The sequence below is a fragment of the Gracilimonas sp. genome (genome assembly GCF_040218225.1).
Taxonomy (GTDB): domain Bacteria; phylum Bacteroidota; class Rhodothermia; order Balneolales; family Balneolaceae; genus Gracilimonas.
In genome coordinates this window covers 252,839-274,341 of sequence record NZ_JAVJQO010000006.1, presented here as the reverse complement: position 1 = coordinate 274,341, position 21,503 = coordinate 252,839, and the positions used below count along the sequence as shown (strand labels likewise).

Below are 21,503 nucleotides of genomic sequence, written 5' to 3'. Positions count from 1 at the left end.
CCTATGAATTCTTTAGGCGTCTATGCAATAGTTTTTTACGTAAATGATATAAATGCAACTTTAAAACATTATGAAAAAATTGGATTTAATGTCGAAGTAATTAAGGAAGGGCATCTTAAAATAGCATTATCAAATTTTGAGTTTGAATTTCACGATAAGAAACTTGAAACAATTGAAGAACTTAAAGCTGAGGCCAACAAGGACCCAAAAGGAAATGGTGCTTTCATTTATGTCAAAAGTAATGATATCTACACAGATTATGAATCTATAAAAGAATCGGGTGCAATAGTTAGTAATATTTCTAAACGTCCCTGGGGAACTATTGAATTTTCTATAACTGATCCAGATGGCTATAAGCTTATGATCTATCAATTATCAAATGAATGACAAATATTGATTTAAAAAAATCTTGGGACAATATATCCTTGAAATATCAAAACAGTGTAGATATTTCAACTGAAGATGTCCACTATGGTCCATGTGGATTGGGGGAAAATTACTACAATTTGATAGGAGAAGTTAGCAATAAAAGAATTTTGGAGTTAGGCTGTGGGGGAGGACAGAATTCAATTTTTCTAGCTTCAAGAGGAGCAAATGTTACAGGTGTTGATTTTTCAAAAAATCAGATTGCATATGCAAAAAAACTTGCTGAGGCCAATAACTTAAAAATCGATTTTGTTGCTTCACGCGTAGAAAGAATTGATGAAATCTTTAATAGAGAATTTGATGTTATTCTGTCATCTTTTCTTATCGAATATATATCAGATATTTTTGATTTTTTTAAAAAAATGAATAGTGTTCTATCCAAAAATGGAAATCTAATTCTTTGTGATTTGCATCCATTTTCTTCTGCAGGACAAATTACCAAAGATAAAGTAAATACATTCTTTGATACGATAGATTACTTTAATCAAAGAAAAATTGAATTCAATTGGAAATTTGAAAACGAATCTAAAAATATAAAATTTTATCGATATCATCGAACACTTGAAACATACATTAATACCTTACTAAAGGCAGGTTTTGAACTAAAAGGATTTTTTGAACCAGAAATCGAATTTAATAAAGATTCTCAATCACAACCTTATCGAGATAATTCAATACTGGAAAATAAAATTTTTTGGATGAAAATGCCCTACAGCTTTATAATTAAGGCACAGAAGAATGAGTTGTGATTATTTATTTTTGTGATTGCTTCTCCATTCCGATTCAATCGAATATACATAAGGCTGATTTTCTTTTGAAGTATTCAAATACCTCTCATCACGTGCAAAGACAATTTCCAGATTGTGTTTTCTAATAAGCTCATAGAGACCAGCTAGCTTGTATCCCTTTAGCTTTACAACATGCGTAGAGAAGAAGAGTTTGATGATATTATGCTCATCTGTTTTTTCTGTCCATGAGGTGATAAGCTGAGAGTATGCAAACATTTGACGAGTACCATCTTGTTTAATAAAATCTATGGTTCCGATATCACCGGACTTAAAACCCTTTTCTTCTAACTCTTCTTTATCCTGACCATTCAGTTCAGCCAGTATCTCCTTAGATATCCGGTTCATAATCTCCTTTATTAGGGGTTTTAGATTTGGCTTGCGTGCGACCTTGATCTATCTCCTCAAGTTCATGGACTGACATACGGTTCCCTTCTTTGTGGATCGTTTGTAGAAGATCCTCTTTATCATCGGTATAGATTTTTACAGCTTCTCGACCACGGGAGACCGAGACATAGAACTGCTTCATGTTGGAGGCCGGGAAGGTGGCAGAGGGTTGAGCAATCAATACCCGATCTACTGTCTTGCCCTGGGAGGCATAAGAGGTAATGCAATAGGCATGATTGAAATTGCCAAAGTCTTTATCAATTTCATAAATGGCACCATTCTTTCGATTTGGCGTTTTCAGTCGGATATCACCCTGACGGCTAAAGCTGTCCACTTCCAATATCTTACCATTGTTCAAGCGACGGCCATTGTTATCAAAGCCGTTCTTTGTGATGCGAATACGGTCACCTTTGGATAGGTTGATCTCAAAAGAGTTGTAAACATCAAAATCATCTGGGCGAGACAGGTCTAGTGAATGAGTCTGACCATCTTGGACGATCTTGACGCTCTTATCATCAACTTTAATTACGGTGGTTTGAGAGCCTTTTTTCAATCCCGGCATATTCTGATGAAGCTGAACAACCTGACCTTTTCTATAAGACCGCCAGTCTTTCTTTTGAGCATTCGAATAGTAGAGGTTTTTCAATCGAGAGTAGGGGCGATCTTTGTCTTCTAATTCACCACTGTCTTTTAATCCTTGTCTAATCCCATTCGTAACCAGTTGAGCTTGTTCATTGGTGGGAGAGATCACCAGTGCAGAGCGGTTTTCTTTTTGGGCTTGTAAATAGTCATCAGCTAATTGCTTTGAGACGTCATTGGTCTCAATTTCTTCAATACATCCCAATGACTCCAGTTTATCAAAACCACTCGATACATCCCCCGAACTGATAGCCTCAACAGCCTCACGATACTCTTTTCCTTTTTGGCGATAGATACGGTTCACAGACGGAATTGGAATCCCTGCCACTTGTCTCAAGATACGCATGGCATCACCACGTTGGACGGCAGTATGCTGACGGGTATCTCCAGTCAAAATTACCCGGGCATTCAGATCATCAGCTAACTCTAAAATATCACCCATATCTTTAGTACCAAGCATTCCGGCCTCATCAATCCAGATGACTTGATCTTTAATCTCTGACTGTAGCTTGTCATCTTTTAAAAGCCGGGCAACGGTATCAGCCTTTTCAAAGCCCTCAGAGCGCAACATATCCCGTGAGGCAGCGGAAGTCGGGGCAAAGGCATAGACACGTCTCTCAGATTCTTCTATGAGCTTCACAGCCGATTTCATCATGGTTGTCTTACCCGTTCCCGCGCCACCACGTACCATCATCAAAAGGTCGTTGGATTTGAGGATATGTTTGACGGCAACCGCTTGCTCATCGTTTAAATTCTCGAACACTGTTTCATTCATAATCGGGCTGATTGGATTGACAGAGCCTCGCATATTCTTTGCCAGTTTCACCATACGCTTTTCTTCGGCCTGAACCGGAATCGTCGTGCATAATTTATCTTTACCATCAGGGACTTTGAACACCCGATCATCGTTATCAAAAGCCTGGTCAATATCATCCAATGACACAGCTTTTGAATCGATCCCATGCAGGTAACCTTCAGCTAAAATTCTACGGTCTCGTTCAACCGATTTTCTGGCAAAAGAATGGCTCAAAGCATGGTCAATACATTGCACTGAATTTAGATCTCGAATAGTCGTTTCAATCTCTTCATTTAGGTGGTGATCTATACCGACCTTTTTAAGTTGCCCAACCCATGATTTTTTAAGCTCCGGCATTGATCGTGAGGACTGTTTTTTGCCTCTGGTGCGTGCCCCTAATTGATCGAGTTCTTCTGGATCAGTAATGCCTAATTCTTTGGCCGTTTGACCAATCGCATTGGTGCGTTTTGAGAAGTGCTCAATCGCTTTTTGAGGAACGATTGACACCTCAAAACTTCTGCCCGTTTTTCGTATCCCATAACCCAACTCAGACAGTTTATCGGCAAGTCGTTTTTGGAACCTGGCTTGGTACCACGGCATATCTCTTTTGATGTTGTGAAACTGTCCGGCCTTAATGCGATTTTCAGTCTCATCCCATGTGGCATTAAAGGTAAAACAGTGGCAATGCAAATGCGGATCAGGGGGGTGGTCATCAACCGGTCTGGCGGTTTGGTGAATAAAATCTGTCCACATTAATTCCCCGGTATCCCGGTCATGATTTTGGCCTTGTAAGCGAACTCTGGTCTGCATATCAGCTTCCATTTCTCGCATTGTCTCTAAAACACTTTTTCGAAAGGAATCCAAAACTCTGTCATCATCACCGAAGGCGTGAAGGATGGAGACAGACTTTGGACAATGAAACGAAATGTCATACCCAACCCGGCGATTATCCACCGTTCGAGGTGTTAGATTGTCTCCCGTGATGGGGTGAATGTTATCACACAGTTTGTGAAAGATATCCCGTTCAACAATATCATGTTCAATACCTAAACGAGAGGACAGCTTTCCATGAAAGCGTCCGTTCAATTCCTGGTCATCAATGTAATAATCCGCCTTGCTGAGAGCTTCATTAAAGTAGGTCTTAGCCTGCTCCACAGTTTGACTTTGAAACATTCGTATCATAACATTTTCTCGGTGATATTCCCTCTTGAGTGAAGGTCTATTTATGGGATAAACATCACAGGTTTCCTACGCTCATACGGTGTTCGTGCGTAACGTGCAGTGCGTTAGATTGACTTATGACAGTGCGTAGCTTCAAGCAGTGCGCAATCCTATCAGACATCTCCCCTAAGCAGTGTTTCGGTCAGATGAGACAGAGCTTACGCACTGTCATGTCTCTTTAATTTTTTATTGCGCAACGGCTGTTGGTTCGCCTGATTTATCTCGCTTTAAAATCAGATTGTAGAGCTGATCTCTATGCTCTTCATCGGTTGGTATGGGGGAGCGATTTGTAAAGCCTCTGGCCTCATGTCCAGCTAACCCAGATTTAAGAGCTTGCCCCATTTCTTCTCCGGCAATTTTCTCATCAATCTTGTCCATAATAAAATCTCTGGCTAACGCATAAGCGCCCATGTAACTCAGTGAATAAAGGACACTGGATAGGAGAAGAAGGAGGCCAAGTATTCGAGTAAATGGAATAAACATTAACACCAAACCACCAATAAAAAAGGGAAGGGGTTCAAACCATATTTCAATCCTCCGTAAACTTGTACCATTCTCTTTTCTTGACTTAAACCAACCTGTCAATTCACCTGTGGACAAACTGAATTCATCAAAGCTGACATGCGTCGGATCACTGTTGATTTCAGATCGACGTTTATTTGCAAAGACAAAAAACAGTATCCCAAATATACCAAGTCCGTAGCCATTACTGCCGAGTGCAGAAAAGGACGCCGCTTGTGAGAAAGCACTAAATAATAGTGTAATGAGAAAAAGTAAAAAGAGAATAATACTTAGCCCAAAACTGAAATATCTCGACCCCATATTTTTTCGGATAAAGACTTCAAGAAGAAGCCGGGGAACTGAACATATGCTGTAGAAAAATGACAGAAATGAGAGCTTAAAATTTGTTCGTCTGAACACTTGTTTGAAGTATGATTTTTGCTTCATGATTCACCTCGTTTTTTATTGTTATTGATAGATTGTTTGAAGGATATTTTTCTGTCATTTCTTGTTGTAGAAAACCACGGCATGCCTTGTCTGTGAATCCTGGCATCAACCAGATATTTATTGATCGGTCCACCTGTTCTCATGGCTGTAAAATCTTCTGGATGAATAACAAAATCTCTGTCCTGAGAAGTGCCCTCTGACATAGTAAAACCACCGACAAATTGAGAGCCTTTATTCTCCTTCCAAATCTCTTGTTGGCCGATTAAATCAGAGGCGTATTTATTGGTCTCCATATCGGCATTAGCATGGAAGATCTTCGTGCCCATTGTTCCCAGAAAACTTTTGACTTGAAACTCACCGGAACGCCCTCCTAAATGAGCAAAATAATTTGGAAGATTTTGAGTCAAATAAACGGTGCAAACTTTGGAACTTCGAGCAGTGGCCTGATAATCAATGTCATGTTCATGGAGGAAGTTTTGAGCTTCATCAGCCCAGAGAAAAACAGGCATTTTATTGTTATCAGTTGTCCGGCGCTCCATCGCTCTTTGCCAGACATATTTAAATAAGATTTGGGCATCACGACCGACTTTATCGAACTGTTTAATCGGTAGATTAATCAGGATGATCTTACCGTTAAAACAATCATCAGGAGAGAAGTTAGGCGTAGGAGAGCAGATCAGACTTTTAATCGGTTCACGGATCAGACGAAATAGTAAACCGAAAAAAGAGTGTTCAACTACCGAGCGGGTTTTATCACTTAATCCCGGAAAGTCAGACATAAAATAATGCATGACCTTTTTAAAAGAGGCTAAGCCTTTATCGGACTTTACTTCAAAACGTTTATCAGGATTGTTCTTCTTAAATATCCGCTTTCTTTGTTCGGCCTGACGGGCAACATTCAGCTTGGCCTGATAGAGAATTTGGGCAAAGGGATCATCAGCATCAGATGTTGGTTGGACAACATCTGATTTAGATTTTGGAAGGTTTTGAACCGCAAGGTAGAGATCATCAATCTTAAGCTTGCCATGAGCAAGTACACACAGATCAACCACGTTGAATAAGAGCATATCAAGAGCATCTTCCCAGAACCCTTCATTTGCCACCTGACCTTGTTCTGATTTGCCGGCATGTATAACCGTCTTTAGAACATTGACAATATTATCGGTAATACCTGAGCCATCACCCGATCTATTGTACTCATAGTCCAAAAAGTCGAAGTGGTAGTTACCATCTTGTTCTAAGATGATAAGATCATCTAAGCGGTTAGTCTGGTTACAGTATTCAACCCATGTGTTTTTTTCCCCAGTCTTAACCGTTAAAACCAATCCACCAAGACCAAGGGAGAGATATTTTCTAGCCAGTGTTGCACCAGACCCCGAAGACTTACCAGAACCAATACCACCGAAGACCTGAACACCTTGAACCGCATTGCGAAGTGTCCAGATATCATCCAGTGTGTTACCGGAATTTGGAAAGGTTAGTATGGTTGTATCAAGATCTATTGTTCCAGAATTGAGGTTAGTTTATATCCTTGCCCTTATCAGGCTCTTTTTCTCGTGAGTGACCTGTTTCGATTTCACCCTTATTGGTATTCAACTCATCCCAAATCTCAGGTGAGATATCAGACTCCAATTCTTTATCCTTGTTATGTTGCTCACGACCATCTTGCATACCTTGTATGCGTTCATCATTTGGATTGCCGGAATTGATAAAGGCTTCATTGATATCAGGGGCTAGCTCTTGGAGTTTATAGCCCTGAGTAAAGCCTTTGAAATAATCGGATTCTGCATCAGGTTCAATGGGGCGGTCAGTGCCGTCAGTAGTTTGGCCTAGGCCGTAGGGATCAGGTTCTTGTATAAATTCTTGGTAAAATTCGTTGAGCTTATCTTGGTTTCTATGATCTTTTAAAGAAGATCGTCTCTCATCAAAGCTGTCTTCTAAAGCCTCGATTTGTGAAATGAATTTGTTATCCAATGATGTGTCATCACCCGGGCGAATACCTCGTCCTTCATACTCTGCCTCTTGGCGCAGGAGTAACCTACTAATAGCTTTTTGCTCATCCTCTTTGAGTTGCCTTAGCAGGGATATGTATTGATTACGTTCCAGCATGTATGGTATAATTAAAAAAATTAAGAGGGCGACTATGAAGAATTTGAAACCAGAAGAGATCCCAGAAAAGAACAGAGAAAAAGCACACAAGATGTTGCTTGAGCATTTTGATGGTGAGTTTCCTGAGTACTTTATCAATGATATTGACCAAGAATGGTACACTCATATGTTGGCTGAGTTTTTGACAGAAGTTGACAGGGGGGATATTTCGTGGAGTGAATTTGAAAGTCTCAGACAACAAGTCTTTGGTACTATTGAAATGAGTAAAGAGACGTCCAGATCGCTTCATAACTTCCGGTACCGTAAAATGAAACGGCCAGACGATATTATCGACAGTGATCGAACCGTCCATTAGTTGATGTGGAATGAGTGATATTTTAGAAGGTCTCTTTAGCATTCCCCTCCAAAAAATCTAAGATTGAATCCCTATCATACAGAATGATCTTCTTACGGGGCTGAGTGAAACGTATGTTCCCGTTATCCCTATACTTTTGTAAAGTCGTCTTAGACTTGATGCCTAGCATGTCCATTGCTGTATCTGTATCAATCCATTTGTTATTTGTTTCTGGATCGCTTGATTCCAATCTCTCTACAACCTTATCAATTAACTGGTAGAAAGCTTCTGTCTCTATACAAATAACTTCCATACTTTTAAATTAATGTCTTTCCATTAAGAACAAGCCTTGCATTACCCTTCAGTCTAATTTTTCCATTACTTAAATGAGTTACATAGATTTTTGATGGACGGCTGAGGGCTCTTCCTTGATGAATAATTAACTCCTCTTCTGAAATATTATGCTCTTTGTATAGAAGCTTTGCTAATGCAACAGCAGCACTACCGGTTGCAGGGTCTTCCAGAATTCCAGCATTTGGGGCAAACATTCTTACTGAATACTGATTTTTATCTACTTTTTTAAAGAGATAAAGATCTAAACCTGAATTTTCTTTGCTAATATTTGCTAAGTCTTTCAGACTAATATTTATTTCATTAATAGAAAAATCTTCTGGGATTTGGATCATCAAATAGTCTCCCCCTGAGTTGATAACACTGAAATGGTTAGTAGTATTAAAAATATCCATTCCGATTATCTTATTAATTGTGTCAGGGGCTACTTTAATTTTCCTAATAGGTAAATCCAGATCTAAATCAGTCTGTACTGAAAAACTAAAATTCTCCTTTTGAGTAACACTGCATTCTATCTCACCAATTTTTTCAACTAGCTTTATTTCCCCTTTTTCCTCATAATTGAAATAGATTATAGCAGCAGATCCCAATGTTGGATGTCCGGCAAATGGAATTTCATGTTCAGGTGTAAAAATTTGACAGTAATATTTGTCACCAGAAATGGGTTTTATAAATGTAGTCTCAGAATAGTTTAATTCTTTAGCTAAGCCTTGTTTGAATTGATCATCAATTGAGCGGTCTTCTATAAAGACAGCCAGTTGATTCCCGGAAAAAACCTGATCTGTAAATACATCAATAGTATAAAATGAAATGCCTTTAGACATAAAACTAGAAGATTACTTCAATGTTGGTTTTTACAGAATTTGCGATGAAACATCTTTTATGTGCCTCATGATGTAGTTGCTCTAATAAATTCTTATCTAATTCTCCATCAATGCCAGTGATCTTAGGATGAAGTTGAACATCAGTTATTTGGATAGCACCATTTTTATTCTTCATAATCCCGATAGCCTCATCGTTATATTCATGGATATTTATTCCTTTTTTAGCTGCTAAGTCTAAAAACCACAACATATGACAGCTTGATATTGAGCAAATAAACGCTTCTTCAGGATCTACAGCCTCTTCTATAGAAAATGGAATAGGAACTACAGATGGAGAGGAGGAAGCAGTTATTTCTAAACCACCATCGAATTTCCACTTATGTTTTCTTGAATATTCGCCTTGAGTAAAATCTTTAACATCACTTTTCCACTCAATTTTTATTTTATACTTGCTCATTTTATCACCTAAAATATTTTATCCGAAATATTACAATGGACTTCGATTCTTATATTAAAACACATCAAATAGACTTAAGAATGTGGTACATAGATTTGAAAAATTTGTATAACTGAGTTATAATCACCTGGTTTAATTCGATCAATTGCTAGTCTTTTAAATCCAGATTTTAAAGCAGCATTATATATGTCTTTATCAGTATAAAAATTGAAACCGTATTTGCTCCATGATTTGTCTAATTGTCTGGAGCTTTTGTAGCATATTAAGAGTAACCCTCTATTCAGAACCTTTTTAGAGTGCTTAAAAAGAAGGTCAAGGTCATTAATGAAGTAGATAACGTTGACCATAAATATTAGATCTGCTGACTCTGAAATTTTTGAAAAAGACTCGGCGGAGCCTTTATAAAAAAGGGGTGATTTGGGATGGTTAGAGTAAGAATCAGTAGCAAGTTTTATCATATCACCTGATTTGTCTATCCCAATGTAATTTGCGTTACTTCTTTCTATTATGCTTAAGCTGTTTGATCCATCAGCACATCCAATCTCAATTATTTTATTTACATCACTGAGTTTTTCAAAATGGGTTAGCACATGATCGTACATGTATTTATTACCACTTTTCATGAATTCAGCGACGGCTTTTCCCGATTCACCGAAAGGGTGGCGTAGATTTTCAGCGAATTCTTTTTCTGACAATTTCATAAGCTAGTTCAGCTAACATGTTTAAGCATGTTAAGTGGAATGAATTAGCCAGAACATAATTTTAAGTCGAGATTTAAGCTTTGTAAATATTCGACATTTTCAGTTCTAATCTTCGACGGGGTATGAAAAGAGTGATTTTTTATCTCTTTAGTAAGGTGAGGATGGTCATAATACCCAGTGCTAAAAGCAATTTCGAGTAATGATAAATTTGTATTTTTTACCATATAAAGGGCTTTTCTAAATCGAACGATTGATGCGTATTTCTTTGGGTCAATGCCAATTACTGCTTGAAATTTCCTTTCAAGATGCCTTAAGGAATAGCCGGTTTGAGAGCTAAGCTTTTTAATATCAATATTACCACTTTTTTTTAAAATAAGATCAATTGCGTAGTTGATTGGAATGGGATCTTTATCTTTGTAGAGGTGCTTTAGCGTGAAGTTTTTTAGGAAAATAAGAACTGTTGATTCAATTGAGTTATTTAAAACAGGAATTGAAACTTCAGATTGAGTTCCCTTAGTAAACTCTATTGAAATATCGTTGATATTTGCTTCTTCTTTAACATCAAAGTAATGATAAGCTGAACTGGGTGTAATTCTAATACCAGCTATTATTTCAGTTCCATGACCACTGAAAGATTTAGGTTTAGTAAGCAAACCCATTATTCGTGGTTTAGATATGTATAGCCTATTCTGAACCTTAGCAATTTTAAAGATGATGTCTGAGTAGCCATCTGGATATACATTGTAAAAATCAGATTTTTCACCAGAAGGTGTGTATATCCAAAAATCTTTTATGAAAGGTGTATTAGGATTATGATTTAAATATATTTTAGGGGCAGATCTATTTTTCATTTAATGCATTTAATTTGGATTCCACTCAGGTGTAATTGCAAGTAATGCGTGCTGTGTTCCTCTACATTTATAGATAGGATGAGAGCTTCTTAAGTTAGTAAGGTTCATATATGCATAAAGATTGAAGTCATCGTCTTTCTTAAAATAGATACCATATCTAAGGCCATCGGTAACGATCAGGCGATCACAACCAGAACGATTTATTGCATAAGATTCAGCTTGCGATCTGGCAGTTAAACAAGAGTAGCCCTTTTTCTTTGCCTCAACCACAATTGTAAGATTTTGGTCTTCTCGGGGTAATGATTTAAATAGAGCAACATCGACCCTATTCCATTCAACGGCCATCTTTTGCGGTGTCCATCCTAAAGCTCTTAATAAGGGAGCTACAAGATATGCTACAGTTTCATGCTCAGAAGGGATCGTATGATTTTGATACCATTTTGCAATTCTTTGAAGTTCATCAATCTCTTCTGTAAGCCTGTTTATTGAATTACTTGCAACACCTTCTGCGAATAAAAATTCAGAAATATCTTCATGAGAAACTTCTGAATAATCAATATCTGTAGGCAGCTGAACTAACTCGCGATTCATCTCCTCCTCACTAATATCAAGTGATTGAATCCAATCATTTATTGTATCTGAATCAAGAATCTGAGTTGTGTCGCCTTGCTTCAAAGTATAAGTATCAAACTCGATAGGGGAGTAAAACTTTTTGAGCCATTTTACTCTTCGAACATGTTGTAAATCCCAACCATCAATATCTCCAAAGATATCTAACCATTGATAGTCACCCACTATTACCCCTATGCCATGAATTAATCCTGTCCCCAGTCTTAAGACTACCAGATCACCATCTTTCATCTCCAAAGCAAATCTATTTAAGTCAGTAACTTTTCTCGATGAAAAGCCAAGGTTCCGTAATTTTTTATTAGTGTCTGGTGTTTTCCCATGTATTCCGGGACCATTAAGAATAACATCCCAGTCTAGGCATACTTTACTATAGTTTCTGTCTGTATCACCACAAGCTTGTTGCCAGATAGTTTTATTACTTAGATCCATTCTTTATCCTTTATTATATGGCTTCATTTTATCAGAAGTCTATAACCTTATCTAGAGCGTCATCAGCCTCTTTATTTATGAAGTTAGCCTGGTAATTGATTGTCGTTTTAAGGTTAGAATGACGGTAAAGTTTTTGGAGCATCAACGGGTGAATCTTCTCTCCGGCGATATTGCCAAAGGAATGACGGGAGATATGATTGGATAAGTTCTTATCAATCTCGGCTTGCTCTGCAATTCTTTTCAGCCACTTATTAAATAGACGAGCCGCATTCCGTGACTTTCGGAATATATCCTCTTCATCATCCTGATCGGCTTCCTTTAAGTAAGGGAACACATAGTCATTCTTTGACTGTTTATCAGGTCTGTAACTTGCCAATATCTCTATAGCCTTATCCGGGATTTTTAAAGACACAGGCTTTTCGTTCTTACTCATTTCATAGTAGAGACGGTCATTCTTAATGTCAGACCATCTTAAAGATAAAACATCTGATATTCGCACTCCGGCGAAATAGAATGAGAAGAGCCATATATTCTTTGTATGCCAGATGGAGGTGTTTTTCTCGAACTCCATCTCTTCAATAGTTCTGATTTCTTCTTCGGTTAATCCAATCTTATTCCCAGAACTCAATTTGATTGTGACGTTATCACCGCCAAAAGGATAATTCTTCTCATCCACGATACCTTCTTTTATAGCTCTATTGTAAAGTGTTCTAATCAGCATCAACTGGTTAGTGGCCGTACGTTTCTTGTGTTTGAGTTCAGTTAGGCAGTAGGTTTTAAATCTCTCTAAGAAAGAGACTGTGATTTCATGGAAGTAGAGGTCTTTACCACCATTGAATGTTTCAACATTGTTCAAGATCGACTGATCGGCACGGGCTACTGAGAACGTACCTTTATCTTCATACTCTTTGATTCGTTTCTCACCAAGATCAAAAAAGCTTATATCAGCATTACTGTTTTTGACCTTATTCTTGATCTGTTTAACAGAGACCGGATCATCTTTGGTCTCTAGTTCAAGAACAGTGTCATTCGCTTCTGACAATTTTTTAAGAATAAGATTATTCAGTCGCTTAGAATTAGGATGAGATTTTTTGACACGCTGATTATCAAAGTCCCAATACTTCTCATCCAGATATTGACCTAAATATATGTAACGTGACTTTCGGTTGTGCGTAATTCGCAGAACAAGGGGAGAGGTGCCGTCTTTCTTTTGTTTATTTGTTCGCAGTAGTACCTTTAAAGAAGCCATAAGCTATGTTGCTTTAATGAGTGCCTAAGACAACATAAGGATTCTTTTTCTAAAATGGGTACAACATAGGTCAAACATTTGGCGGTTTAACTTGATATGGTGTGTTTTTAAGTGTGCTTTAAATAGCTATAAAACGGCATTATGGATACATTTGAGGCCATATCACGCCAGAATGGGTAAGGCTCATAACCCGAAGGTCGCAGGTTCGAATCCTGCCCCCGCCACTATATAAAGCCTTTTGATTAATTTCAGAAGGCTTTTTTTATTTCAGGATTAATAATTGGCTTTATCTGAAATCGAAAACTCAATCTCTTTCTCAATTTCCTGCCCTGAGTTGAGGTCTTTGATTGTAGCGATGAGGTTGTAAGTTCCGGGTTCAAGTTTCTCAGTTACAATTTCAAAACTGTTTTTATAGGTAGATGATGATGAATTAAGGTTTACAGTAATACTTTTCAATTCATTATTTCTGTTGAATAGGCGCTTGAAGAAACCATCTTCAACTTCAGTTATTCTGTAATTCATAGAAAACTCGGATGAACCATTGTCAAGATCCAGGTGATATACTTCAAATCTTAGGAATAAGCTGTTGTTGGTAGGAATTATATTATCAGGGGTGATGAAAAAAGGAATTTCACTGCCTGCTTCTATAGAAGAGGAATCTGCATATCCAAGAATAAGATCACTGGCCTCTAATTGATTTGGGTCCGTACTTAAAGGTTCCATGCTTTTTTCTTCCAGCTTAGAATAAGCCTTTAAGTTTTCCACCTTTTCAGAAGAATCCACATCACCAGAATTAATAGCTGTTAATTCAACCCCGAATAAGTTATTTGCATCTTCTATATTTGGGACAAGAAAAGCTACGGTAATATAATTATTGGCATTATTTTGTAATACAGCATCATTTAACCTGGTAGACCTAACATCTTTGAAGAGAAGGTTCCAGTTGTTGTCACGAAGCTGAATAGTATAATTTAGCAATAGATTTTCCGGGCTTAATTCTCCGGTTAGTGTAGACATTAATATTTGCTCATATGGTGCAGCATATAAATAAGTAATGACCATATTCTGATTATTCTCATCAAGTATGCGATACCTTCTTACATTAAGATTCAGCGTATTCAGATCATCCAGTCCTGATTTTTCAGAAGGGTTTAATGCAGTCAGTGTATTCATTTTTGACTGATGTATGGATCGGTACTTGTGTGCCAGATTTCTGTTGTTTATCTCTGTATTGTTAAGAATATCTTCTTGGAGATCAATATAAGTGCTTGCAAAAAAACGGTCGATGGTCGTTAACTGGGAATAGTAAATCATTTGCAGAAGCGTAGCGGGAGGCACCGGGTACTGACTGTCGGAGGCATAATTTTTTCTAAATGCCGACCTGGGAATAAAATCGTCTATTGTATTTATTATTGAAAACTCCCCTGTATTACCATTTTGCCCGAAAATATGAACAAGGTTTCTATAATCATTTTCATTTTTATAGATCCAGATCTCATATTGGGGATAATCGAAATACTGCCTTGCAAGGTAGGCCAGATTTTTGGCTAATGCCGTACTGTTATAACTTGCTCCAATTAATGAAGATGATGCAAAGCTGCTGTCAGATATTGAAGTTGTCGAATTGTAATTATTTATAATGATTGTTTGTGCCCAGCCTTCTGCCTGTAGCTGATTATACTGAAGAACACCTTCTCTGATATAGTCTGGATTGCCAAGCTTAAGGTAAATTAAACCACGGTCGTCGGTGCCGTATACTGTAGATTTATTGCGATTAAAAGTTTTCTTTATATAAGCTATACGTTCCCAAAATTCGATAAGTCTCTCGTTATAAGTATCACTTATGGTAACATCTTTTTGTTGCCAAAACTTTTTTAAATTTTCCAGCCCTTTTATATCCCCATCTTCAATTTGATTTTTCCAGAGCCTGTAGTCTTTATTTTCAATAAGTGGTTTTGCTTTTTCCAATTCTTTTAAATAAACGGATTTGTACTTATCAACTGAATTTCGGGATAAAGCTTTATAATAAAGGGGGGCAGCATACTTATAGTACTTCTTGTACTTATTTTGAGTGATAAATTCGATGTACTCAAAACCAATTCTTGGATCAATTTCGGAGCTATCAGCTATATTTGAGTACTGAATCCAGATTGTAATACCTTCTTTCCAGTCACCTTTTTCAATAGCATTTTTACCTTCCTGATAGGGGTCAGTCGGTATTTGTTGAACCAGAGAGTAACTATTCAGCTGAACCAAACTAAATAGCAGTGTTAGTAGGATTTTTACTGTTAACATGATTATAACCTGATAAGCCTATGTTAAAGACATTGAGTATTACATAAGTATATATATAAAAAAAAGACTTTATAAACACACATAGGTATTTCTCAAACAGCAAAAAAAAAGGCTTAACCGTTCGGTTAAGCCTTTTAAACCCTAATAAATTGTTATTAACTAAGCTTTAATTAGTTAAAGTTAGGATTGTTATTTCTTTCTCTGGAAGTAATTGGTAAATGCTCCCAAGGATTAGCTACAATCAGGTAAGAGTTACCAGTAACCGGAGAACTTGGCACTGAATAAAGAGAACCACCTTGCAGGTGAAAAGAACCAGTTCTTAACTGGTCGAGTAGACGATCGCCAGTAGCGAACAATTCTTTCTCTCTTTCTTCCATGATTACATCCATATCAACAGTTCCAACATAATCTGGAATGTTGTGGCTGGCACGTACAGCATTGATAAGACTTAATGGTGTAGCACCTGGGTCTCCAACATCAGCAGCTGGGTTATCAAGAAGAATTTCTGCTTTCATTAAAGCAACTTCTTGCCAGGTAACAACATCAATAGGACTATCTAGCTCGTAATTAACATAGTAATATGTAATTACTTGTCCAGAAAAGTCTTCATCAAACCCTGTGATTTCGATTCTGTTAGCTTCTTCAGGTACGTCAGAAATATAGTCCGGGAATCGTGGATCTACGTTTAACTGAGTACGACCTGGTCCAGCAGCATTGTACCAAGCGTTAGTTGATTCAAGGCTGTGAAGAGACTGAAGAGGTGCGTCGCCACTTACAAGTGCACCGTCTGCAATTGCATCAGCAGCAGCAGAATAATTATTCTGGGCAATATAGAGCTCAGCTTTGAGAGAGTTAACGATTTTAGCCTGAGCTGCGCTAGCATAATTCAGTGCTTCATCGTATTTCGCAATTGCCTGAGTATATAGCTCAGCACGTGGAATAATGTCGGAGTTATCAATAGGAGCTCCTTTAGTTGTTGGTACTAAACCAAAGTAAGAACCTAACCAGTATCTGGAAATGCCTCCTACCCAGTTAGCAGTAAACAACGCTTGATCACGTACTGCTGCATCCTCAAAATTACCAATTTGATCGATTCGACGAATTAAATCATCGGCGAGAAAACGGGTCTCATTAAGGTTAGCGTAAACCCCGTCAACAGAGTTGTTATCAAAGGTGATATCACCCTGATCCAGTTCTTGGTAAGTAGGGAATGTTGCTAAAGAGTTACCTTCAGGGTCAAACTGAAGAAGATCTGATAAACCATCAACGGTTACGGAGAGGTTATCATGTGTTTGAGCAAAGTTCGCAAGAACACCAGTCTCAAGGAATGGGACCTGCTCTTCATTGTTCAGTGCATCGTCCACGATTTCATCAATCGGGTCGTCTGTTTCTCCAACCCAGTCGCTACAAGAAACTGCAGTAAAGACTGAGACCAGGAGGAGTGTTAAAAGTTTTATTGAGTATTTCATAATAATATTATCCAATTAGATTAAAATCCGATGTTAAGAGTGGCAAATACACTTCTTGGTTGTGGAAGTGTTAAGAAGTCTTGTCCTCGTGAGTTGCTTCTTGCACCAGCAAAGTTAACTTCAGGATCATTACCGCTGTACTTAGATGATAGCCACAGGTTAGAACCTGAAACTGAAATACTCGCATTTTTAACATACTGAGTTAAGTTTGCAGAGTTAAGTACATCAGTAAAGTCGTAACGAACACTTACTTCACGAAGTCTCACAAAATCAGCTTCTTCAACATACCCATAATCAGCGCCAGTAGTTAATTCAGCATATCGGTTAGCTGCATCAATATACTCTTGTGATCCGGGAGTTAAAGCTGTGATATCGTCATCAGGATTTGCATTGGTGTTGTAATAAGAAGAACCAACACCAGGAGTTCCTGCCAGAAGACCTTGAAGTGTTTCATATTCTGCGCCATTTCCAAAACTGTTTGCAAAGAGCAATGTGTTGTTGAAAACAGAAAGTCCTAGTTGATACTCAACAAGGGCGAATACGTTGAAGTTTTTCAGGAATCTGAAATCTACAGAGAAAGAACCTTGGTACTCAGGATATGGAGTTCCTAGAGCTACACGGTTTTCTTCAGTAAATGCTACATCAGGACCCGTATAGAATCCGTTGTTATCAAAGTTTGCTCCCTGAACTTCAAATGTGTAGAAAGCACTTCTTGGAAGACCTGGCTGAATTGTATTCAAGTCAAATCCGTCACGAATTGGCTGTGCATCACCGATATCAGTTACTTCGTTTTCAGAGTAAGACAGAATAGCAGAAATATCTAATTGATAATCTCTGGAAAGGATTGGAGTTGCATTAATAGCCACTTCAATTCCGCTTCCTTCAAGTGCACCAATGTTGAATGGTGAAGAAGAAGCAACAAGACCAGTTGAAGGACTATTTAACAATCCAATAATAGAGTTCTCAGCGTTTTGAATATAGTATGTGAAGTCAATACCGTAATTTTCAAATATTGAAGCTTCAAATCCTAATTCAAGCTCTTTAACTCTTTCAGGCTTAATGGATGGGTTACCAATGCTCGCAGGCACTCCACCGGTACCAAATCCTGAAGGAGTAGCACCCCAGATCAGGCGGATACCATCATTGTTTCCTGGTAACTGACCAGTTTCACCGTAAGCAGCACGCACCTTAAGGAAGTCGATAGCGTCAGGAAGGATTCCTAATTTATCGATTCGAACAGCAGCACTGGCTTTAGGGTAGAAAATGTTTGGTGTATCAGTACCAAAGGCAGAAGCAAAGTCCTGACGTCCACCAATCGTTAAGAAGTAAGTTTGTTGATAGTTAATTTCTTCCTGTGCGAAAATACCAGCAGAACGAACGTGTCCAAAACCTTCAGAAGTAACGTTAATCTGAGAAGCTGACTGGATATCCCGGACCAAACTTGTAGCAAAGTTCTGACGTCCAAGTTGTGAAGTTCTAAATTTTCTATTAAACAGCTGAGTACCAATCACAGTGTTAGAAGAAATATCATCTGTAATGTCAAATGCATAAGAAGCATTAGCATCAAGAGTTACCTGCTGATTTTGGCGGTTGAAAATGTTTTTTGAACCTTGGAAGCCAATACCTGAGTAAGCGTATTCAGGAGACTGATAAGTGAATGCTCTCAAATCAGAATCGTCAATACCTGCAGCAAGGTTGATGTTTAACCCATCAATAGGACGGTAGTTAAACTGGAAAGAACCAATAAAACGGTTGGTCTTAGACTCATTCTCAACATTTGCAATAGCTAAACTATCAGTAAAACCATAGGAGGTTGGGAAAAGTAGTGTATTTCCTAACCAACCCGTTACGTTGTTATCATTCTGAGGAATGTTAACGGTATTAAGAGCATAGCTGGTGTTTACAGAAAAAGTAACTTTGTCAGATGGGAAAGCATCAAAGTTAGCTTGTACTGATTGTCTTTCCTGAGCATTCTGTGGTAAAGTACCTTCTTCATTACGTGTTCCGAAAGAAGTGAAGTACCGAACAAATTCGTTACCACCGCTAACACTTACGTTATGAGATTGCACTTGTCCGTCTCTGAATGCATCGTTTGCATCCTCAGCACTAATGAAAACGTCATCGTCATATTCGTTAGCAAGGCTGTTAACACCAATGCTTCCTTTATAGTTAACGCTTACAGAACTACCAGCTGACGCGGTTTGGCCTGTTTTTGTTGTAATAAGTACAACACCATTTGAACCAGAGGTACCATAAAGAGCAGCAGCAGCCGGACCTTTAAGGAAGTCAATAGATTCAATGTTTTCAGGGTTAAGGTCAGATAGTGTACCGTAATTCTGTCCACCAGCACCAAAACCAGTCTGAACATTATCAATTCTTACACCATCAACATAAATAACAGGCTGTCCCTGTCCGTTTAGTCCACCACCAGAGCGAACTACAAAACGAATACCACCACCAACTGTACCAGAAGCAGGCTGTACAGAAACACCGGCAACTTTAGCAGTTAATAATTGTGATACAGAATTGTATGCTTTGTCGGCTGTAAGTTCAGCAGCATCGACTCTGGAAATTGCAACTTCAGAAATAGCCTTAGATGATCGAGAGGCAATCCCTGTCACAACTAAATCTTCGAGTCCAAGAACATCTTCATTTAATTCGATGTCTAAGTTTACAGTTCCAGATCCAACTTCAACTTGAGTTTCAAAAGGTTTGAAACCAATGAAATTGGCTCTAAGAGTGTAAGTACCTGCCGGTACTCCTGAAATCTCATAGATTCCGTCTAAATCTGTAGCATCACCATAGGTGGTGCCTTGTAATATAACGTTCACACCGATAAGTGGCTCTGATGTACCTGCATCAGTTACCATACCAGTAATTGTCCCTGATTGCGCATATAAACTCGCACTGAGTAAAGACGCAAAGAGGGCTAGTTGTAGCTTTTTTAACATAGTAGCCTCAATTAATTATTATTAAATTGTAATCATTCTTATTAGGAAAAGAATGATTTTTTAATATCAGTAGAATTATCTTGTATTACAAAAAAAAATTAACAAGAGGTAGCTGGGAAAGGAGGGCTAAAGGTTGTAGTTGAGGATAGAGCCGGAAAGCCATCTGTTAACTTGTTGAGACTGAATATTATAATACTGGGCAGTACGTTCGAGAAGAAAATTATTAAATGGGAAAAACTTAGAATTTAATCGTGTTTGATTGAACAAAAAGTTCTTTTCAGGATCGTTTCTATTATATGAATAAGACCAAAGCATTTGCCCGGAAAATTGTTCGTTATACCATGGAGGCCCAAATAATATGTATATCATTCCCGGATCGGTCTTCCAGCCTTCCTTAAAATTGGAGAACATCTTATTGGCTTCTTCTACACGTTCATAATATAGAGAGATGACATTCTTGGCTTTATTCGAATTCTGGACATTGGATAACCAAAATCGATCAATAGCTTTTTTTAATTCCTGAGCATTTTCAATGGCCATTAGTTTTTCGTACTCACTCTCGCTCATTAAATAGTATAATGGCCGGGCAAACTCTTTTGCTGTTTGCAGAGTGGGGTAATTGGGACTTTTAATGCTAAAATCTCTTGCCTTATATAATTCGTCTTCTTCTCCAAGTTTAGAAGTGACCTCAAGCCGGTAATTTCCTCTTTGTAAATCCTCAAAAATAAACTCAATTACAACACTGCCAGGTTGGGTAAGAGTACGGGTCGAGGACTGTATGACCTCAAACTCATCATAATCGATACCAATATATGCAATGTTGGATGCTGAGTAATCATTGTAGTTCATTGGTCGTGCAATAGAAGTATCAGAGCGAAATCTGATGAGTCTTGATTCTATATTTAAAGGTTTGTTGGGATTATTATTTGTTACCTGGAAGGTGAATTTCAGAGAATCATTACTTGACTGAATGTCATAGGTTGTAGCCTGATTGAAATCTGATACAGAGGAGTTTGTATTCTTGGTAAGGATTCTGATGTCGGTAATGTGAGAGACATTTTCAGTCGGGTCCGGAATGGAAGTTTCCTGTGTTCTGGAAGTTTGCTTACCTGAAACCTGATCAGTAACAACTGTTCGTATTGTATAAGACCCGGGAGGTACATCAAAGACCTTTTCAAAACGAAATACATCCTGACTGTTGATGATGTTTTGATCTTCCGCACGAATCGTTTCGGAGAAGGAAATTTGATCCTCCACAACCATTTGTTCATCAGTTTTTCTTTGAACAGCTATTTCAATTAGTATTCTGGCCTGAAGGGTATCATTTTCTTGCTCATAAACTAAACTTCCATATACGATATCTCCATTAACAATTACTGTAGAAACATTATTTTCTGTTATTTGACCTGTAGCGGCAAGCCTTAATTCAGGAAATCCTGGTTGATATTGATACCCGGCACCACGGTCAATCTTATCAACATAATTGTTTGAGCAACCTGCCAGTGTAACTATAAGAATAGATAATAAAATACAGGCCGGAGAAAAGTGAAACTTCATAAAAATAAAAGTTTGATTGACTTAATGTATATGTGACGAAAGTAAGCTGCTTTTTATTAACTAAAAACTTTATAAATCATTTCACAATGATTGT

General features: G+C 37.9%; 19 protein-coding genes. 3 read left to right on the top strand and 16 right to left on the bottom strand.

Annotated elements, in window-relative coordinates:
- Positions 1-3: 3 nt before the first annotated feature.
- Both RIB15_RS08360 and RIB15_RS08355 read left to right on the top strand, forming a co-directional pair.
- Positions 4-387 (top strand): VOC family protein, encoded by a 384-nt coding sequence (locus RIB15_RS08360; protein WP_350201692.1) that lies wholly within the window; start codon positions 4-6, stop codon positions 385-387.
- On the top strand, positions 384-1,175 hold the full coding sequence (locus RIB15_RS08355) for a class I SAM-dependent methyltransferase (protein ID WP_350201691.1): 792 nt from the start codon (positions 384-386) through the stop codon (positions 1,173-1,175). Before RIB15_RS08360 ends, RIB15_RS08355 begins: the two co-directional genes overlap by 4 nt.
- On the opposite strand, the gene RIB15_RS08350 is transcribed toward RIB15_RS08355, so the two are convergent.
- The 5 genes from RIB15_RS08350 to RIB15_RS08330 form a co-directional block, all read right to left on the bottom strand.
- The gene (locus RIB15_RS08350) at positions 1,176-1,559 is read right to left on the bottom strand and encodes a hypothetical protein (RefSeq protein WP_350201690.1); all 384 of its coding nucleotides are present in this window, start codon (positions 1,557-1,559) and stop codon (positions 1,176-1,178) included. It lies immediately after the preceding gene.
- Positions 1,543-4,215 (bottom strand): MobF family relaxase, encoded by a 2,673-nt coding sequence (gene mobF, locus RIB15_RS08345; RefSeq protein WP_350201689.1) that lies wholly within the window; start codon positions 4,213-4,215, stop codon positions 1,543-1,545. Before mobF ends, RIB15_RS08350 begins: the two co-directional genes overlap by 17 nt.
- Before the next feature lie 225 nt (positions 4,216-4,440).
- Positions 4,441-5,202 (bottom strand): hypothetical protein, encoded by a 762-nt coding sequence (locus RIB15_RS08340; RefSeq protein WP_350201688.1) that lies wholly within the window; start codon positions 5,200-5,202, stop codon positions 4,441-4,443.
- Positions 5,199-6,410, bottom strand: a complete 1,212-nt coding sequence (locus RIB15_RS08335; RefSeq protein WP_350201687.1) for a TraM recognition domain-containing protein — start codon at positions 6,408-6,410, stop codon at positions 5,199-5,201. The genes RIB15_RS08340 and RIB15_RS08335 overlap by 4 nt, the downstream gene beginning before the upstream one ends.
- A 310-nt stretch (positions 6,411-6,720) precedes the next feature.
- The gene (locus tag RIB15_RS08330) at positions 6,721-7,311 is read right to left on the bottom strand and encodes a hypothetical protein (RefSeq protein WP_350201686.1); all 591 of its coding nucleotides are present in this window, start codon (positions 7,309-7,311) and stop codon (positions 6,721-6,723) included.
- Positions 7,312-7,345: 34 nt separating this feature from the next.
- On the opposite strand from RIB15_RS08330, the gene RIB15_RS08325 reads away from it, so the two are divergent.
- Positions 7,346-7,666 carry a hypothetical protein gene (locus tag RIB15_RS08325; protein WP_350201685.1) on the top strand — a complete coding sequence of 107 codons (321 nt, stop codon included), beginning with the start codon at positions 7,346-7,348 and terminating at the stop codon, positions 7,664-7,666.
- A 22-nt stretch (positions 7,667-7,688) separates the two neighbouring features.
- On the opposite strand, the gene RIB15_RS08320 is transcribed toward RIB15_RS08325, so the two are convergent.
- The 11 genes from RIB15_RS08320 to RIB15_RS08270 form a co-directional block, all read right to left on the bottom strand.
- On the bottom strand, positions 7,689-7,958 hold the full coding sequence (locus RIB15_RS08320; RefSeq protein ID WP_350201684.1) for a helix-turn-helix domain-containing protein: 270 nt from the start codon (positions 7,956-7,958) through the stop codon (positions 7,689-7,691).
- 4 nt (positions 7,959-7,962) lie between these two features.
- Positions 7,963-8,820: a PhzF family phenazine biosynthesis protein gene (locus RIB15_RS08315; protein ID WP_350201683.1), complete on the bottom strand. Its 858-nt coding sequence runs from the start codon at positions 8,818-8,820 to the stop codon at positions 7,963-7,965.
- Between the two features lie 4 nt (positions 8,821-8,824).
- Positions 8,825-9,277: an OsmC family protein gene (locus RIB15_RS08310; RefSeq protein ID WP_350201682.1), complete on the bottom strand. Its 453-nt coding sequence runs from the start codon at positions 9,275-9,277 to the stop codon at positions 8,825-8,827.
- 74 nt (positions 9,278-9,351) lie between these two features.
- Complete coding sequence (locus RIB15_RS08305; RefSeq protein ID WP_350201681.1) at positions 9,352-9,972, bottom strand: class I SAM-dependent methyltransferase; 621 nt, start codon at positions 9,970-9,972, stop codon at positions 9,352-9,354.
- 50 nt (positions 9,973-10,022) lie between these two features.
- Positions 10,023-10,829, bottom strand: a complete 807-nt coding sequence (locus RIB15_RS08300; RefSeq protein ID WP_350201680.1) for a helix-turn-helix domain-containing protein — start codon at positions 10,827-10,829, stop codon at positions 10,023-10,025.
- A 9-nt stretch (positions 10,830-10,838) separates the two neighbouring features.
- The gene (locus tag RIB15_RS08295; protein ID WP_350201679.1) at positions 10,839-11,888 is read right to left on the bottom strand and encodes a DUF8426 domain-containing protein; all 1,050 of its coding nucleotides are present in this window, start codon (positions 11,886-11,888) and stop codon (positions 10,839-10,841) included.
- A gap of 31 nt (positions 11,889-11,919) precedes the next feature.
- The gene (locus RIB15_RS08290) at positions 11,920-13,137 is read right to left on the bottom strand and encodes a phage integrase SAM-like domain-containing protein (protein WP_350201678.1); all 1,218 of its coding nucleotides are present in this window, start codon (positions 13,135-13,137) and stop codon (positions 11,920-11,922) included.
- A 273-nt stretch (positions 13,138-13,410) separates the two neighbouring features.
- Positions 13,411-15,432 carry a GWxTD domain-containing protein gene (locus RIB15_RS08285; protein ID WP_350201677.1) on the bottom strand — a complete coding sequence of 674 codons (2,022 nt, stop codon included), beginning with the start codon at positions 15,430-15,432 and terminating at the stop codon, positions 13,411-13,413.
- A gap of 170 nt (positions 15,433-15,602) precedes the next feature.
- Positions 15,603-16,901, bottom strand: coding sequence for a RagB/SusD family nutrient uptake outer membrane protein (locus RIB15_RS08280; protein WP_350201676.1), 1,299 nt, complete (start codon positions 16,899-16,901; stop codon positions 15,603-15,605).
- Positions 16,902-16,921: 20 nt separating this feature from the next.
- Positions 16,922-19,852, bottom strand: coding sequence for a TonB-dependent receptor domain-containing protein (locus RIB15_RS08275; RefSeq protein WP_350201675.1), 2,931 nt, complete (start codon positions 19,850-19,852; stop codon positions 16,922-16,924).
- A 126-nt stretch (positions 19,853-19,978) separates the two neighbouring features.
- Positions 19,979-21,409, bottom strand: coding sequence for a GWxTD domain-containing protein (locus tag RIB15_RS08270; RefSeq protein ID WP_350201674.1), 1,431 nt, complete (start codon positions 21,407-21,409; stop codon positions 19,979-19,981).
- Positions 21,410-21,503: the final 94 nt, after the last annotated feature.

What these genes read in the sequence shown, in the direction of transcription:
- RIB15_RS08360 (WP_350201692.1), top strand. Translation starts at nt 4, where the DNA reads ATGAATTCTTTAGGCGTCTATGCAATAGTTTTTTACGTAAATGATATA.
- RIB15_RS08355 (WP_350201691.1), top strand. Translation starts at nt 384, where the DNA reads ATGACAAATATTGATTTAAAAAAATCTTGGGACAATATATCCTTGAAA.
- RIB15_RS08350 (WP_350201690.1), bottom strand. Translation starts at nt 1,559, where the DNA reads ATGAACCGGATATCTAAGGAGATACTGGCTGAACTGAATGGTCAGGAT.
- mobF (WP_350201689.1), bottom strand. Translation starts at nt 4,215, where the DNA reads ATGATACGAATGTTTCAAAGTCAAACTGTGGAGCAGGCTAAGACCTAC.
- RIB15_RS08340 (WP_350201688.1), bottom strand. Translation starts at nt 5,202, where the DNA reads ATGAAGCAAAAATCATACTTCAAACAAGTGTTCAGACGAACAAATTTT.
- RIB15_RS08330 (WP_350201686.1), bottom strand. Translation starts at nt 7,311, where the DNA reads ATGCTGGAACGTAATCAATACATATCCCTGCTAAGGCAACTCAAAGAG.
- RIB15_RS08325 (WP_350201685.1), top strand. Translation starts at nt 7,346, where the DNA reads ATGAAGAATTTGAAACCAGAAGAGATCCCAGAAAAGAACAGAGAAAAA.
- RIB15_RS08320 (WP_350201684.1), bottom strand. Translation starts at nt 7,958, where the DNA reads ATGGAAGTTATTTGTATAGAGACAGAAGCTTTCTACCAGTTAATTGAT.
- RIB15_RS08315 (WP_350201683.1), bottom strand. Translation starts at nt 8,820, where the DNA reads ATGTCTAAAGGCATTTCATTTTATACTATTGATGTATTTACAGATCAG.
- RIB15_RS08310 (WP_350201682.1), bottom strand. Translation starts at nt 9,277, where the DNA reads ATGAGCAAGTATAAAATAAAAATTGAGTGGAAAAGTGATGTTAAAGAT.
- RIB15_RS08300 (WP_350201680.1), bottom strand. Translation starts at nt 10,829, where the DNA reads ATGAAAAATAGATCTGCCCCTAAAATATATTTAAATCATAATCCTAAT.
- RIB15_RS08295 (WP_350201679.1), bottom strand. Translation starts at nt 11,888, where the DNA reads ATGGATCTAAGTAATAAAACTATCTGGCAACAAGCTTGTGGTGATACA.
- RIB15_RS08290 (WP_350201678.1), bottom strand. Translation starts at nt 13,137, where the DNA reads ATGGCTTCTTTAAAGGTACTACTGCGAACAAATAAACAAAAGAAAGAC.
- RIB15_RS08285 (WP_350201677.1), bottom strand. Translation starts at nt 15,432, where the DNA reads ATGTTAACAGTAAAAATCCTACTAACACTGCTATTTAGTTTGGTTCAG.
- RIB15_RS08280 (WP_350201676.1), bottom strand. Translation starts at nt 16,901, where the DNA reads ATGAAATACTCAATAAAACTTTTAACACTCCTCCTGGTCTCAGTCTTT.
- RIB15_RS08275 (WP_350201675.1), bottom strand. Translation starts at nt 19,852, where the DNA reads ATGTTAAAAAAGCTACAACTAGCCCTCTTTGCGTCTTTACTCAGTGCG.
- RIB15_RS08270 (WP_350201674.1), bottom strand. Translation starts at nt 21,409, where the DNA reads ATGAAGTTTCACTTTTCTCCGGCCTGTATTTTATTATCTATTCTTATA.